This is a genomic window from Mesorhizobium sp. M4B.F.Ca.ET.089.01.1.1, assembly GCF_004022605.1.
Lineage (GTDB): Bacteria > Pseudomonadota > Alphaproteobacteria > Rhizobiales > Rhizobiaceae > Mesorhizobium > Mesorhizobium abyssinicae.
The window spans coordinates 1-14,242 of the sequence record NZ_RZOS01000115.1 but is presented as its reverse complement, the minus strand read 5'-3'; the positions used below and the strand labels follow the sequence as shown (position 1 = coordinate 14,242).

15 protein-coding genes and 1 pseudogene are annotated in these 14,242 nt (G+C 65.5%); 12 read left to right on the top strand and 4 right to left on the bottom strand.

All coding sequences use genetic code 11. The features are described from left to right. The first annotated feature begins 19 nt into the window (after positions 1–19). The 9 genes from EN780_RS13685 (at position 20) to EN780_RS13645 (ending at position 7,997) form a co-directional block, all read left to right on the top strand. Positions 20–274, top strand: coding sequence for a GlsB/YeaQ/YmgE family stress response membrane protein (locus tag EN780_RS13685; RefSeq protein ID WP_127282377.1), 255 nt, complete (start codon positions 20–22; stop codon positions 272–274). A 28-nt stretch (positions 275–302) separates the two neighbouring features. Further along, positions 303–449, top strand: coding sequence for a hypothetical protein (locus tag EN780_RS13680; RefSeq protein WP_127282378.1), 147 nt, complete (start codon positions 303–305; stop codon positions 447–449). Between the two features lie 226 nt (positions 450–675). Further along, positions 676–1,002: a protamine-2 (modular protein) gene (locus tag EN780_RS13675; RefSeq protein WP_127282379.1), complete on the top strand. Its 327-nt coding sequence runs from the start codon at positions 676–678 to the stop codon at positions 1,000–1,002. 412 nt (positions 1,003–1,414) lie between these two features. Continuing rightward, positions 1,415–2,839 carry an APC family permease gene (locus tag EN780_RS13670; protein WP_245499955.1) on the top strand — a complete coding sequence of 475 codons (1,425 nt, stop codon included), beginning with the start codon at positions 1,415–1,417 and terminating at the stop codon, positions 2,837–2,839. A gap of 2 nt (positions 2,840–2,841) precedes the next feature. Beyond that, positions 2,842–3,219 carry a hypothetical protein gene (locus tag EN780_RS13665; protein ID WP_127282380.1) on the top strand — a complete coding sequence of 126 codons (378 nt, stop codon included), beginning with the start codon at positions 2,842–2,844 and terminating at the stop codon, positions 3,217–3,219. A 7-nt stretch (positions 3,220–3,226) separates the two neighbouring features. Then, complete coding sequence (locus EN780_RS13660) at positions 3,227–4,171, top strand: carbon-nitrogen hydrolase family protein (protein ID WP_127282381.1); 945 nt, start codon at positions 3,227–3,229, stop codon at positions 4,169–4,171. Continuing rightward, positions 4,134–4,805: a TetR/AcrR family transcriptional regulator gene (locus EN780_RS13655; RefSeq protein ID WP_127282382.1), complete on the top strand. Its 672-nt coding sequence runs from the start codon at positions 4,134–4,136 to the stop codon at positions 4,803–4,805. Before EN780_RS13660 ends, EN780_RS13655 begins: the two co-directional genes overlap by 38 nt. Positions 4,806–4,927: 122 nt before the next feature. Next, a complete protein-coding gene (locus EN780_RS13650) occupies positions 4,928–7,183 on the top strand; it encodes a transglycosylase domain-containing protein (RefSeq protein ID WP_128274255.1) in 2,256 nt (751 codons plus the stop codon). Between the two features lie 64 nt (positions 7,184–7,247). After that, a complete protein-coding gene (locus EN780_RS13645; RefSeq protein ID WP_126058269.1) occupies positions 7,248–7,997 on the top strand; it encodes an SDR family oxidoreductase in 750 nt (249 codons plus the stop codon). Positions 7,998–8,016: 19 nt separating this feature from the next. Here EN780_RS13645 and EN780_RS41560 read toward each other — a convergent pair. Then, a pseudogene (locus EN780_RS41560) lies at positions 8,017–8,929 on the bottom strand (zinc-binding dehydrogenase). A 136-nt stretch (positions 8,930–9,065) separates the two neighbouring features. On the opposite strand from EN780_RS41560, the gene EN780_RS13635 reads away from it, so the two are divergent. Next, positions 9,066–9,872 carry a helix-turn-helix transcriptional regulator gene (locus EN780_RS13635; protein ID WP_128274253.1) on the top strand — a complete coding sequence of 269 codons (807 nt, stop codon included), beginning with the start codon at positions 9,066–9,068 and terminating at the stop codon, positions 9,870–9,872. A 29-nt stretch (positions 9,873–9,901) separates the two neighbouring features. Here EN780_RS13635 and EN780_RS13630 read toward each other — a convergent pair whose 3' ends face one another. The 3 genes from EN780_RS13630 to EN780_RS13620 form a co-directional block, all read right to left on the bottom strand. Continuing rightward, on the bottom strand, positions 9,902–11,710 hold the full coding sequence (locus EN780_RS13630; RefSeq protein ID WP_127393123.1) for a cation:proton antiporter: 1,809 nt from the start codon (positions 11,708–11,710) through the stop codon (positions 9,902–9,904). Between the two features lie 167 nt (positions 11,711–11,877). Next, on the bottom strand, positions 11,878–12,327 hold the full coding sequence (locus tag EN780_RS13625; RefSeq protein ID WP_127393122.1) for a host attachment family protein: 450 nt from the start codon (positions 12,325–12,327) through the stop codon (positions 11,878–11,880). A 215-nt stretch (positions 12,328–12,542) separates the two neighbouring features. Beyond that, positions 12,543–12,737, bottom strand: a complete 195-nt coding sequence (locus tag EN780_RS13620; protein ID WP_127282386.1) for a hypothetical protein — start codon at positions 12,735–12,737, stop codon at positions 12,543–12,545. Between EN780_RS13620 and cysG the strand changes: the two genes are divergently transcribed. Then, positions 12,736–14,184 carry a siroheme synthase CysG gene (gene cysG / locus EN780_RS13615; RefSeq protein ID WP_128274251.1) on the top strand — a complete coding sequence of 483 codons (1,449 nt, stop codon included), beginning with the start codon at positions 12,736–12,738 and terminating at the stop codon, positions 14,182–14,184. The genes EN780_RS13620 and cysG overlap by 2 nt on opposite strands. Further along, positions 14,181–14,242: DUF2849 domain-containing protein (locus tag EN780_RS13610; protein ID WP_128274258.1), on the top strand; the 62-nt coding region annotated here is incomplete at its 3' end. The genes cysG and EN780_RS13610, both read left to right, overlap by 4 nt.

The following is a 14,242-nucleotide window of genomic DNA, read 5'->3' as shown; positions in this document are numbered from 1 at the left end:
CTGCTCAGAGGAAAGCTCAATGGGTATCGAAAGCCTTCTCGTCTTCATCATCATCGGCGCCATCGCCGGCTGGCTCGCCGGCCTCATCGTCAAGGGCTTCGGCTTCGGTCTGATCGGCAACATCGTCGTCGGCATCGTCGGCGCCCTGATCGCCGGCTGGCTGTTCCCGAGGCTGGGGTTCGCCGTAGGCGGCGGCGTGCTTGCCGCGATCATCCACGCCACCATCGGCGCGGTGATCCTGCTGGTGCTGCTCAAGCTGGTGAAGCGGGCTTGATGCCTGGCGTGGGCACCAGGGGCGCGCCATGAAGCAGAACACACTCTATCTGATCATCGGCGCGCTGCTGGTCGTGGTCATCGCGCTCGGCGTCTATGTCTACCGCGAGCAAACGCGGCCGAAGGGCGTCGAGCTCAAGATCGACGACAAGGGCATTTCGATCCAGCAGAATTGATCGGATCGGCGCAGCCGGCGCCGACGGATTGACCGGCCGCATCGGCTTTCGTCGGGCCGCCTCTCGGGTTTCCGGCGAGGCGGCCCCGGTCCCCATTTCCATTGTCACCCCTCGGCTGTCGCGGCGCTTCTCTGGGCGCAGCGCGAACCCCCTGGGCTTTTGCAACCGCCGCGCTACTTCCCTTTTGTGGACCTCGGTTCACTGATTGGCAGATTGGGAGGTTTTCATGGATCGCCGATTATTCTTGACGGGAATGCTGGGCGTGGCGGGGGCGGCCGCAATTGTCAGCGCGGTTCGGCCCATCAGCGCCGTGGCCGGCATTCCGGACGCCAGAAGCGGTATCCTCGATGAGCTCGAGGCGCAGGACAAGCAGGCCTGGGAGGACGATGGCAGCGAAGCGGAGGTGCAGACCGTCTCGCATCGCCATTGGCATCGGTGGCATCGGCGGAGAAGGCGGCGTGCCTGGAGACGTTACTGCCGCACCTACTGGCGGCATGGCCGGCTGCGCAGACGCTGCCATCGCCGGCGCGTCTGGATCTGGTTCAGGCTTTAGGGGCTAGCGGCGTGCTCCTGCTCCGGCCGGTTTGCCCAGCCGGGGCAGGGCGTCGTTCGCCGGTTTGAACGTGCAACGCGCCGCCAACGCGCGGCGGATAACAGGACGAACCGCGGCCCGCGACGAGCGCCAAGCCGGACCCTCAGCAACTATTTGATTATCAATCGTTTTCAAATTTATCCCACTTGACCCGCCCCTAAGATCAAGGCCGCCGCAACAGGTCCTCCGGATCCATTGGGCGTAGTGCGTCGATGGCCAGCCGCGAAAGCGCCCCTGTACCTCACCGGACTTGAGAAGAGCTGCTGCAAGCAAGCATCGCGACCTCGCGAGTCGTGAGCCGATTGACAAAACAATCCAAGCCTATCATATGATAGGTAGACTATCGATTGATAGGGAGGGGATTTTGGATCGAGTGAGCTCGGACGCTTCACGGTTGCAGGAGCTGGGTTATCGACAGCAGCTCCGGCGCGGACTCGGCGTCTTTTCGACATTTTCTATCGGCGTTGCCACCGTCGCACCGGTGGTCGGTCTCTATGCGATCTTCGGGCTCGGGATGAACCTGTCCGGGCCGGTGTGGGTGTGGCTGCTGGTACTGTCCCTGGTCGGCCAGGTGCTGGTGGCAGTGGTCTATTCGGAACTCGCATCCGAGTTCCCGATTGCAGGAGGGCCCTATCAGTGGGTGCGCCGGCTGATCGGGCCGGACGCGGGCATCTTCACAGGCCTCATATACCTCGTTGCCGTGTCGGCGGCGCTCGCCACCGCGGCGTTCCTTGCGGCGCCGTGGTTCGCGCAGCTGCTCGGTCTTCAGCCCTCGCCGGGCGGGCACATGCTGCTTTCGTTCTGCGTTCTGCTCGCTTCCCTGCTGGTCAATGCCGGCGGCGTCCAGGTCGTTCGCGTGGCGGTAAACTTCGGCATCGCAGCCGAGATAATCGCTTCGATGCTCATCGGCTCGATGCTGCTGGTGTTCTTCCGAACCCACGATGCCACCGTCCTCTTCAGTTCGATGGGGGCTCCGACCTCGCTCGGAGCAGCGCTTGCCACGCTCGCCGTCTGCGGTTGGGCCTTCGTCGGCTTCGATGCGAGCGCGTCGGTCGCCGAAGAGACCACCGGCGCGGGCGCGAACGTTCCGCGTGCCATCCTTGCCGCCACGGTGGTCGTTGGCATCGCAGTGGTTTTGGTCGCCGTTGCCGTCATCCTGGCGACCGGTGACCTCCAGGCGGTGATCTCGGGCTCTGAAATGGATCCGGTCACGGCGACGGTGGTCGCCTCGCTGGGTGATTGGTCGCGAATGCCGTTTCTGGCGGTGGTGGCGATCACCTTTTTCGCCTGCTGCATTTCCATGCAAGCCTATCTTGGCCGCGTCATCTTCAGTCTCGCCCGGGATGGCGTGCTTCCGTTCTCCCGCAAGTTGGCTTCGGTCAGCGAAGGCAGAAAGGTTCCGCTGGTCGCCATGACGACCATGACGCTCATCGCCTCGGCCTGCCTGCTTCTCGGCTTCAACGAAGGGGCTGTCGGAACGATGATCAGCTTCGGCACCGCAGGCCTCTATATAACGTTCCTGCTGGTCGTGGCGGCGGCGCTCTACGCCCGCCTCAGCGGCAAGTGGCGCCCCGAGGGCTCGTTGCGTCTCGGCGCGCTCGGCACGCCGGTCAACGTCGCCGCCTTGGTCTGGCTGCTGTTCGAGACCATCAACATAGCATGGCCGCGCGTCGAACTGGCGCCGCCAAATGCTCCGGTTTGGCAGGTTTGGGCGGCGATCTGGGTCTTCGCGGTCGTTGCCGCGCTGGCTGTCATCTACATCGGCGCGTGGCGTCGCAAGAACCTGGGTGCGGAATAGAAATGAGCATTCTGGGCAAAGGCGGCCTGCTGCTGCTGTCGATGGGGGGCTGCTCCGGCATCCTCATGTATCTGTCGCTCGAGCGCCCGGCAGGCTGGGCATACATCAGAAACTTCGCGCGGCTGCGGCAAGGCCACGTCGACGCTTTGGTGCTCGGCGGCATCTTCCTCGCCGCGGAGGCGACAGGCGTCGTCGACCCTTATGCGTCTTTGGTGTTGCTGATCACCGGCTTCTATACCGTCATCTCGACGGGTGCGATGGGCTGGTGGCCGGATTTTCCGCAGCGATACAAGGTTGCAGGCGTCGGCGACTTCGCCGCCTTGTCGACTTTCGCTCTTGCCTGGGTCTGGGTCACGGTCCGCGTGCTGACGGGGTGGTAGAAGAGACATGACGCGCATTTACATCAGCCAGAAGCCCCCGCACCTTCTCGATCTCGACGCGGGCATCGCCACTGCGAAAGCGGAGATCGAGGCCGCAGCGGCACAAGGCGCCGATCTCGTTGTGTTTCCCGAGACCTGGCTCGGCGGCTATCCAGCCTGGGTTTTCGGGTTAGCCGGCTGGAACGATCCGGAGGCGCGGCACTGGTTCCAGAAGCTGGTGGCCGCAAGCGCCACCGTTCCCGGCCCTCACGTGCAGGCCCTCTGCGACGCCGCGCGTGACAATGGGGTGTGCGTGGTGATCGGCCTCAATGAGCGCGCTCGGCCGAGCGCCGCGCTGCTTTACAACAGCGCGCTTACGATCGACGCGGATGGATCGATCGTGTCCGTTCACCGCAAGCTTACTCCAACCCACACCGAACGCCTGGTCTGGACGCCGGGCGATGCGGACGGCCTGCGTGTGAACGAAACGGCGGCCGGGCGGGTCGGCGCGATGGTATGCTGGGAGCATTTCCATCCCATCATCCGCCAGGCCCTGCACGCCGAGGACGAGCAGATTCATGTTGCCCTTTGGCCGGACATGCCGTCGGCGCACCAGCTTGCTTCCCGGCACTACGCTTTCGAGGGGCGCTGCTTCGTCGCAAGCGCCGCGACGTATCTTCCTGTGGAGGCCGTGCCGCCGGACCTGTGGGCGGCCTATGAAAAGGGGACGGGGGGAGACGTTTCGTTTCCCGGAGGATCGGGGGTCATCGGGCCCGACGGCGAATACCTGGTCGGTCCGGTCTTCGGCGACGCGCCCGTCATCTGTGACCTTGACCTTGCGCAGACCATAGCGTTCAAACACGATCTCGACGTAACGGGTCACTACAGCCGATCCGATATCCTGCATTGGGGCGTCGATCGGCCGGGAACGAGGAATGGCGAGCAAGGCAGACCGGACTATCGGAGCAAGTGATCAAAACTGGGATCAGTTCGCGCCAAACGACACCCGGCGACGAATCCTCATGGAAGCCAGCGCGCTCTTCCGCCGCCACGGATATCAGGCCACCTCGACACGACAGATCGCGGCTGCGGTAGGCATCAGGCAGCCATCGCTGTTTCACCATTTCGCAAACAAGCAGGCGATACTCGAGGCGCTGTTTTCTCTCAGCCTCGACAATGCGGTGGTCGTCGCGGAAAGGACAGCGAACGCATCTGGATCGGCGGCAGCGAGGCTTCATGACTACCTGGTCTGGGATCTCGAGACGCTATTGAGCCTGCCGCTCTCGCTATCCGAACTCTACAGCAGCGATATATTGCGTGCGCCGGAATTGGCGCACTGGGCCGCCAAGCTCGAATCCCTCTACCTCGCGTTGGAGAAACTTGTCCGCCAGGGCATAGAGGCTGGCGAGTTCGTTGCCACGGATCCGGTGCTCATACGCATCCTGATCGCAAACGTGACGATCGCACACATCCAGTACGCGGACGAACGGCCTGATCGAGATCCCAAGAAGCTGGCGCGAGACGGTGCGCGGTTCGTACTCGCCGGGCTGAGCAACATGCAATCCGCTCATCTTGACGAGTTGATCTCTGGCACAAGAAGTCGGTAGCGGATTTAGAAAATCGTAAGGAATTTCAAAAGGGTGCATAAACCCTGCTTTAACGCGCCCTTAAATCGCCGCATCTAGTCTGCACCCGAGCGCCATCAGCACCGGGACATTAAGCGAAGCGCATGGCGAACCGCAGAGACAGTCGCATCGAACCGAGCTTCGACGGGCCGCCCCAGGCGAAATCCCCGGCCGGGTTTTCGGTGAGCGAGGAGGATCGCGTCGTGCCGGGCAGTCGCAAATCCGCCGCCAGACGCAAGCCGGCCAGGAAGTCGTCGCGTCGCGGGCGTGATCGCAGCCGGCGCGGCCTGTTCGGCATTCTCGCCCGGCTGGCCTACTGGTGCTTCGTGCTGGCCATCTGGGGCGGCATCGCGGTGGCTGGCATCGTCGTCTATTACGGTGCCAAGATGCCGGCAGCGACCACCTGGTCGATCCCCGACCGCGCGCCCAACATCAAGATCGTCTCGGTCGACGGACAGCTGATCGCCAATCGCGGCATGAGCGGCGGCGAGGCCGTCGGCCTGCATGAGATGTCGCCCTACATCCCCGAGGCCGTCGTCGCCATCGAGGACCGTCGCTTCTATTCGCATTTCGGCATCGATCCGATCGGGCTGACACGCGCCATGGTCACCAATGTGCTTGGCGGGCACTTCTCGCAGGGCGGCTCGACGCTGACGCAGCAACTGGCGAAGAATCTGTTCCTGACGCCCGACCGCACGCTGGAGCGCAAGGTGCAGGAAGTGCTCCTGGCGCTGTGGCTGGAGCACAAGCATACCAAGGACCAGATCCTCGAGATGTACCTCAACCGGGTCTATTTCGGCTCCGGCGCCTATGGCGTCGAAGCGGCTTCGCGGCGCTATTTCGGCAAGAGCGCGCGTGACGTGACGCTCTCCGAAGCAGCGCTCCTGGCCGGCCTGCTCAAGGCGCCGTCGCGGCTGTCGCCGGCGCGCGACCCGAAGGCGGCCGAGGAGCGCGCGCAACTGGTGCTCGCCGCCATGCGCGATTCCGGCAAGATCGGCGCCAAGGAACTGACGAGCGCGATGAGCGCGCCGGCGACGCGCGCGCCGTCCTACTGGACCGGTTCGGAAAACTATGTCGCGGACACCGTCATGGGCGAACTGCCCGACCTGATCGGCGACGTGCGCGGCGATATCGTCGTCGACACCACGGTCGATCTCACCTTGCAGAAGCTTGCCGAACAGTCGATCCGGCGACTGATCGACGAGAGCGGCAAGAAGCTCAACGTGACGCAGGGCGCGCTGGTGTCGATCGACGATTCCGGCGCCGTGCGCGCCATGGTCGGCGGCTACGACTATTCGACCAGCCAGTTCGACCGCGCCTCGGAAGCGCGCCGCCAGCCGGGCTCGGCCTTCAAGCCCTTTGTCTACATGGCAGCGCTCGAGGCCGGCCGCACGCCGGACAGCGTGCGCAACGACGCGCCGATCAAGATCGGCAAATGGACGCCCGACAATTACGGCGGCAAGTACTACGGCAAGGTGACGCTGGCGACGGCGCTGGCGAAATCGCTTAACTCGGTCGCCGCCCAGCTCACCATGGAGGTCGGGCCGGACGCGGTGGTGGAAGCGGCGCACCGCATGGGCATCCAGTCCGACCTGCAGTCGAACACCTCGATCGCGCTCGGCACGTCGGAAGTGACGCCGCTGGAGCTGACCTCGGCCTATGTGCCGTTCGCCAATGGCGGCTTCAAGCCGGACATCCATTTCATCCGCCGCGTGACGACGACCGATGGCAAGGTGCTCTACGACAACAATGGCGGCAGCGCGCCGCGTGTCGTCAAGCAAGAGATCGTCGGCATGATGAACTCGATGATGACCGGCACGGTCGAGATCGGCACCGCCAAGAAGGCGGCCTTCGCCTGGCCGTCAGCCGGCAAGACCGGCACCAGCCAGAATTCGCGCGACGCCTGGTTCGTCGGCTACACCGCCAACCTGACCACCGGCGTGTGGTTCGGCAATGACGACGGCAGCGCGATGAAGAAGGTCACCGGCGGCGCGCTGCCGGCGCAGGCCTGGCACGAATTCATGGTCGCGGCGCATGAAGGCGTGCCGGTGCGGCCGCTGCCGGGCACCTGGAAGTCGACGCCGTCCGACACAGTCGTGCCCGACGAGATACCCTCGGCCGATGCCGGCCAGCCGGCGCCGGTGCCGCAGGCGGCGGTCGGTCAATCCCAGTCCGCCCAGGCGCCCGCACGCCAGGCGCGACCGTCCCGGCCGGCCGAGACGGTCGATGCCGACGGGTTCGACATGCCGAGCGATGGCGGGACGACAGCCTCGGTCGGCCATCCGGTGCCGCCTGGCAATGTCGGCGGCCCGACGAAAAAGCGGCAGACCTCGATCCTCGACATCCTCACCGGCGGTTGAGCGGCAACATCGCCTCTCGCCATGGCTTGCGCCTTCGGCTACATGTCCGGCCGGAGACCGCGATATGGCCGAGACCGACACCAGAAAAACCATCGTGCTGACCGGTGCCAGCCGGGGCATCGGCCATGCCACGGTCAAGCGCTTCTCGCGCGAAGGCTGGCGGGTGATCACCTGCTCGCGCCAGGCATTCGCCGAGGACTGTCCGTGGCCTGCGGGGCCGGAGGACCACATCAAGGTCGATCTCGCAGACCAGGAGGATGTCGGCATCGCCGTCTCGGAAATCCGCCACCGTCTTGAGGCGCATGGCGGCCAGCTCAACGCGCTGGTCAACAATGCCGGCATTTCGCCGAAGCTGAAGGACGGCAGCCGGATGAACTCGATCGACACGCCGATGCATGTCTGGCGTGACGTGTTCCAGGTCAATTTCTTCGCCCCGATCATGCTGGCCAGGGGCCTGTTCAAGGAGCTGGCGCAGGCGAAGGGCTCGATCGTCAACGTCACCTCGATCGCGGGCACCCGCGTGCATCCGTTCGCCGGCACGGCCTATGCGACATCGAAGGCGGCACTTGGTTCGCTGACGCGCGAGATGGCGCATGATTTCGGCCCGCACGGCATCCGCGTCAACGCCATCGCGCCGGGCGAGATCGACACCGCTATCCTGTCGCCGGGCACCGACAAGATCGTCGAGACGATCCCGCTCAGGCGCCTCGGCGCCACGGCGGAGGTGGCCGATATCATCTTCTTCCTGTGCTCCGGGCAGGCGTCCTATGTCACCGGCTCGGAGATCCATATCAATGGCGGTCAGCACGTCTGAGCGGCTGACTCAGGACTGCTCATCCGGTCATGGTGAGGACTGCCTTGCCGCTGAAGCTGCGCTGCCGCAGGGCGTCCAGCGCCTGGCCGATGTCTGTCCACGGCACAGTCAAGGCGACGCGGGTTTCCAACCGGCCAGCCGCGACCAAAGCGAGCAGCGTGGCGATGTCGGTGCCGATGGCTGGACCGGACGTATAGTAGGCGAAGGTCTGAAGCCTCGCCCCTTCATGGCCTGGAACGAACTGGCGAAATCCGACGGGCGTCAGTTCGCCGCTGCTTGAACCGAACATGACGATCGTGCCGCCAGGCGCGACGCGTTCGATCGCGTGCGCAAGGCTTGTGCCGCCGACCGACTCGGTGATCAGCGAGAACGGCCCCTCGGCCCGCGCGATCGAGTCGACGACCCGCCCGGCTCCCAGCCCACTCAGGTCTTCTTCATGCCGGGCGGCGGCTATCGCCGTCACCGAGGCGCAGGGCGATCTGGATCTGGAAACGACCGACCGCACCGCTTGCGCCGGTGATCAGAACCTGCTGGCCGGCGAGGTCACCGCCATGGCGCAACGTTCTCAGCGCCGTCGTGCCGGCGACCGGAAGCGTGGCGGCGGAACCGAAGCCGATGCCATCCGGCAGGACGGCGAGACGGTCGGTCGGAACCGCGACACGTTGGGCCCAGCCGTGCTCGTCGACCAAAGCTGCGACCCGGGTCCCCACGCCAGGCCCGGTGCCATCGGCTGCTGCCCGTTCGACGACCCCGACGATGTCCTGGCCGGGTATCCAGCCATTCGGACGTATGGCGAGGAGGCGCAGCTCACCCCGGTTCAGCGAGGTTGCGTGGACCGCGATGAGCGCCTCGTTCGCCAAGGGCCGAGGGTCCTCGACATCGGCGAGCCTAAGCCCGGTGGCGCTGTCGGAAGCGATGACGAGGGCGAGCATGGGGCTGTACCTTCCTGGACCAAGCCGGCGATGGGCGCGCGGCGTCAACGCGATCGCCATGCGCAACCGGAGCCTATCGACTTTCAGGGTCAAAGAATTTAGCTATAATGGCATAAGATCGCTAAAAGTAGTCATCATGAGACAGCCTCTTCGCTACCCATGGCTCGATTTCGATGTCGACGACGTCCACGCGCCGGCAATCGCCGTGCGCGTCGACGTACCGGAGACCAGGGCCGAGGTGCGCGACCACTGGCATCGCAAGGGGCAGCTCGTCTTCGCGCTGGGAGGCGGCGTCACCTGTCGGGTTCCGAGCGGTCTGTGGATGGTGCCGCCGCATTGCGCCGTGTGGATCCCGGGCGGCATGCAGCACAGCAACATCGCGACCGCCAATGCGCGGATTTTCTTCGTTTATCTCGAACCGGGCGCCGCCGATCTACCGGACCGGTGCTGCACGCTTTCGATCTCGCCGCTGCTGCGCGAGCTGATCATCGAACTGTCGGATTGCGCGCCGGAGAACGCACGATGCGGTTTCCTGGGAGGGATCCTGCTTGCCGAACTGCCGCGCATGCCTGTCCAGCAATTGCACCTGCCGATTTCGGCCGAGCCGCGCTTGCGGCGGATCGCCGAGGCGTTGGCGGATGATCCCGCCGACCGCAGCACGCTTGCGGAATGGGCAAGCCGCGTGGCGCTTAGCGAGAGCAGCCTGGCGCGCCTCGTCGTGAAGGAAACAGGGCTGACCTTCGGGCGTTGGCGCCAGCAGCTGCACCTGATCGTGGCGCTGCGCGAACTCGCCTCAGGCGCCAGCGTGCAGCAGGTCTCGGGCGATCTCGGCTATGAATCCGTCACGGCGTTTATCACCATGTTCAAGAAGGCGCTGGGCAAGCCGCCGGCAAAATATCTCAGCGATATCGCGCAAAACGGAGGCTCCGCATTTGTCGCTTGATCAACCCGGCTGGTGCGTGGACGCGCAACTCAAACGGCTTGCGGTTTGATCTCCGGGGCGAGGGCGACCTCTTCCAACCCAGCGGATGCCGTACCCGTCACCACCTCGACGATGCCGCGCGCGATCTCGCGCTCGCCCATGATCACGGTGTCGGCGCCGAGCCCCCTGAGATGCTCGACCTCGGCATCGGAATGGGCGCGGGCTATGACGTTGATGCCGGGGTTGGCGGCGCGGGCGCGCTGCACGACCTGGCCGGCCTCGAAAGCGTTGGGGATGGCCAGGATCAGCCGTTTTGCCGCCTCCGGATTGGCTGCGGCGAAGACCTCGCCATTGGCGGCGTTGCCCGACACGGTCTCGATGCCTTCGGCCTTGAGCCTGGCCAGCGCCTTGTCAGCGTCCTCGATGACCAGAAAGGGCAGGGCGGCCTGTTTCAGCGCCGCGCCGACGAGGCTGCCGACACGGCCGTAGCCGATCAGGATGGAATGGCCGGTAAGCGCGGTTCTTGGCGGCGGGCCGTCTTGCTTTTGCCGTGAAGCCGTCACCGAAGCCACCTGGCCGGGCTCGGTCGCCGGGCCGATCGGCCTTGCCTCTTCCGGCGGCGATGCCTTGGCCGAGCGCGCCTCCAGCCACGGTGTCATCCAGTCGATGGCCAGGAACATCAGCGGATTGAGCAGGATCGACAGGATGGCGCCGGCGAGGATCAGGTCGCGCCCCTGTTCGGGCAGGAGTTTCAGGCCGACGCCGAGCTCGGCGAGGATGAAGGAAAATTCGCCGATCTGGGCAAGGCTGGCCGAGATCATCAGCGCTGTCGCTACCGGATAGCGGAAGGCGAGGACGATGACGAAGGCGGCCAGCGACTTGCCGATGACGATGATGGCCAGCGTCGCCAGGATCGGCCAGCCATTGCTGACCAGGCTGAACGGGTCGAACAGCATGCCGACCGAGACGAAGAACAGCACCGAGAAGGCATCGCGCAGCGGCAGCGATTCCTCGGCTGCCCGATGGCTTAGCTCGGATTCGCTCATGATCATGCCGGCGAAGAAGGCGCCCAGCGCCAGCGATACGCCGAACAGTTTCGCTGCCCCGAAGGCGACGCCCAACGCAATCGCCAGCACCGCCAGCCGGAACAGCTCGCGCGACCCGGTATGGGCGACATAATGCAGGATCCAGGGGATGACGCGGCGGCCGACCACCAGCATGACGACGACGAAAGCCACCACCTTCGCCAGCGTGACGCCGACGACGCCCCAGATGCCGTAGCTGGCCGGCAGCGCCAGCAGGCTGGCATGGTCGTCGGCCTGCGGCACGCCGCCGAGCACGCCGGCCAGCGCCGGCAAGAGCACCAGCGCCAGCACCATGGCAAGGTCCTCGACGATCAGCCAGCCGACGGCGATACGGCCGCGTTCGGTCTCGATCAGCCGCCGTTCCTGCAAAGCGCGCAGCAGCACCACCGTCGAGGCGACGGACAATGCCAGGCCGAAGACCAGCCCGGCGCCCACCGACCAGCCGAGCAGCCAGGCAAGGCCGACGCCGAGCAGCGTGGCAAAGCCGATCTGGACGATGGCGCCGGGCACGGCGATGGCGCGGACGGAGAGAAGGTCCTTCAGCGAGAAATGCAGGCCGACGCCGAACATCAGCAGGATGACGCCGATCTCGGCAAGCTCGGTGGCCAGGCTTGCGTCGGCGACGAAGCCCGGCGTGTTCGGCCCGACCAGGACGCCGGCCACGAGATAGCCGACCAGCGGCGGGATGCGGAAACGGTTGGCGAGCGCGCCGAAGATGAAAGCCAGCCCCAGACCGGCGACGATGGTGGCGATAAGGGGCGTGTCATGCGGCATTGTCTATGGAGCGCCTTTCGAAAAAATCACGATAGGGCCGCCCCGCGGCCGCCGCCCGTTGCAATATGGGGGGAGCCATGGCCGCGAGGCAACCCGTAAAGCCGTGAAATCGAAAGGCAAAGGCGCACGAATGCCGGGCGAAGGGCGGATTGCGCTTGCGGGCGCCGTCAGGCTGCCTGGAGCAGGCTTTCGATCTCAGGGATGGTGTGGTTGGTCAGCGTCTTTGGAATTTCCACCGTCACCCTGTCGCCGACAAGCTTGTGGAGCTTCCGGCGCATTTCGCCCAGCACCAGCGGCGGCGCGATCAGCACGATCTCCTTGAAGGCGCCGCGATTGGCGAGCCCATAGAGCCGTTCGGCAATGTCGTCGGCGAAGCGCTCCTTGCCGATACGATGCCAGTCGGTGTCCTCGACCGCACTGCGATGGATGGACGGCCCGTCATTGTAGCGGCCGGGGCGGTCGCTGCCCTGCTCGCGCGTGGCGGGGTTCTCCTGCTCCATCTCCTGCACGACCTGCAGGTCCGGATTGCGGGTGTTGCCTTCATTGCGCAGGAACAGCGCTTTTTCGCCATCGGCGACCACGATCCAAAGGCCATGTTTCAGCGTGACATTGCTCATACGGGCTCCTCCTGCTTTTGCTGTGTTGCGAACCGTTCGCGGCCGGCAGGCCGGGGCGGGTCCGTATGGCAAACGCCCGCTCAAGCAGGAATGTTCCGATATCGTTGTGGCGCTCATCCAACGTAGCGTGCAAGCCCGCGACGATCTTTGCGGCCTTAATCTACTAAATTGGTAGAATTTAGAAAAATCTGTTTTGCAGCGTGGAGTATTTGCAGCTAAAAACGCCTGAGATCAGGGCCCGCAACAGCGGCTTCAATCCGATCCTCTCCCGGATGTGGAATTTTTTTCTCCTGCTCTTCGCGCTTGCGAAAAAGCGATTGCCTGCCATCGCGGGATGCGCGAGTGCTTTGCTTCTGGTTTTTCACGCCCGCGCGTAAAACTGCCAAATTGCTCAGGAATCTGCTCGCCATGCCGCAGGCCAATGCCAAGCTCAACGCTTTCCCCGTCTTCATGCGGGTCGAGGGCGAAGCCGTGGCCATTGTCGGCGGCGGCGAGGCGGCGCTGGCCAAGGCGCGGCTCGTCGGCCAGTCGAGCGCGGTGCTGCGCATCATAGCGCAAACCGCCGAAGCCGAGCTGCTGTCTTTCATTGCCGCGACCGGTGCTGTCCATGTCGCCGCCGCCTATGAGGCTGCGCATCTCGAAGGCGCGGCCATGGTGTTCGCCGCCAGCGGCGACGAGGCGCTCGACCGCCGCGTTGCCGAGGATGCGCGCCGCTTGAGCATTCCGGTCAACGCGGTCGACCGGCCAGAGCTTTGCGATTTCTTCACGCCGGCGCTGGTCAACCGCGCGCCGGTCGCCATCGCCATCGGCACCGAAGGCGCCGGCCCGGTGCTTGCGCAGATGCTGCGCGGCCGCATCGATCGCATGCTGTCGCCGTCGCTCGGCGCGCTGGCTACGCTTGCCGCGTCCTTCCGGGGCGCCGCCGAGCGGCTGCCGAAGGGCACCGGTCGCCGCCGCTTCTGGCGCGATTTCTTCGCCGGCGCGCCGGCGCGAGCCGTCGAGGCGGGCGAGTTTGCGAGGGCGCATGATGCCGCCGTCGAGCTGCTTGTCTCCAACGCGCCGGCCTCGGGCCACATCGCGCTGGTCGGCGCCGGTCCGGGCGCCGAGGATCTGCTCACGCTCAGGGCGCATCGCCTGCTGATGGAAGCCGACGTCATCGTCCATGACGCGCTGGTGCCGGAAGCCATCGTCGCCATGGGCCGTCGCGATGCCGAACGCCTGCCGGTCGGCAAGCGCAAGGGCTGCCATTCCAAGAGCCAGGAAGAGATCAACGCGCTGCTTGTCGAGCTTGGCCGCGAGGGCAAGCGCGTCGTGCGGCTGAAGTCGGGCGACCCGCTGGTGTTCGGCCGCGCCGGCGAGGAAATGGCGGCACTTCGCGATGCCGGCATCGCCTATGAGGTGGTTCCCGGCGTCACCGCGGCCTTCGCCGCCGCCGCCGATTTCGAACTGCCGCTGACGCTGCGCGGCGTGTCGTCCTCGCTGGTGTTCACGACCGGCCATGACCTTAAGGGCAATTCGCTGCCCGACTGGGCCAAGCTCGCCATTTCCGGCGCCACCGTCGCCGTCTATATGGGCCGCTCGGTCGCGGCCGAAGTCGCCGGCCGACTGATCGAGGCGGGCCTGTCGCCCGACACCGCGGTCGCCGTGGTCGAGAACGCCAGCCTCGGCAACCGCCGGCGCTTCCACGGCACGCTGGCCGATCTGCCTTCGCTGGAGGCCCGCGCCGATCTCTCCGGCCCGGTGATGACCATCATCGGCGACGCGGTCGCCGGCGCCAATTTCGAACGTTCCGAGCCGCTCGCGGCACACAGGCATGAAGATACGGCCAGCGCAACGGCCGAAGGAGTTGAACAATGAAGGTTCTGACCGCGAACAGGCTCACCGACGGCATCGCCGTCTGGTACGCCGATGGCAC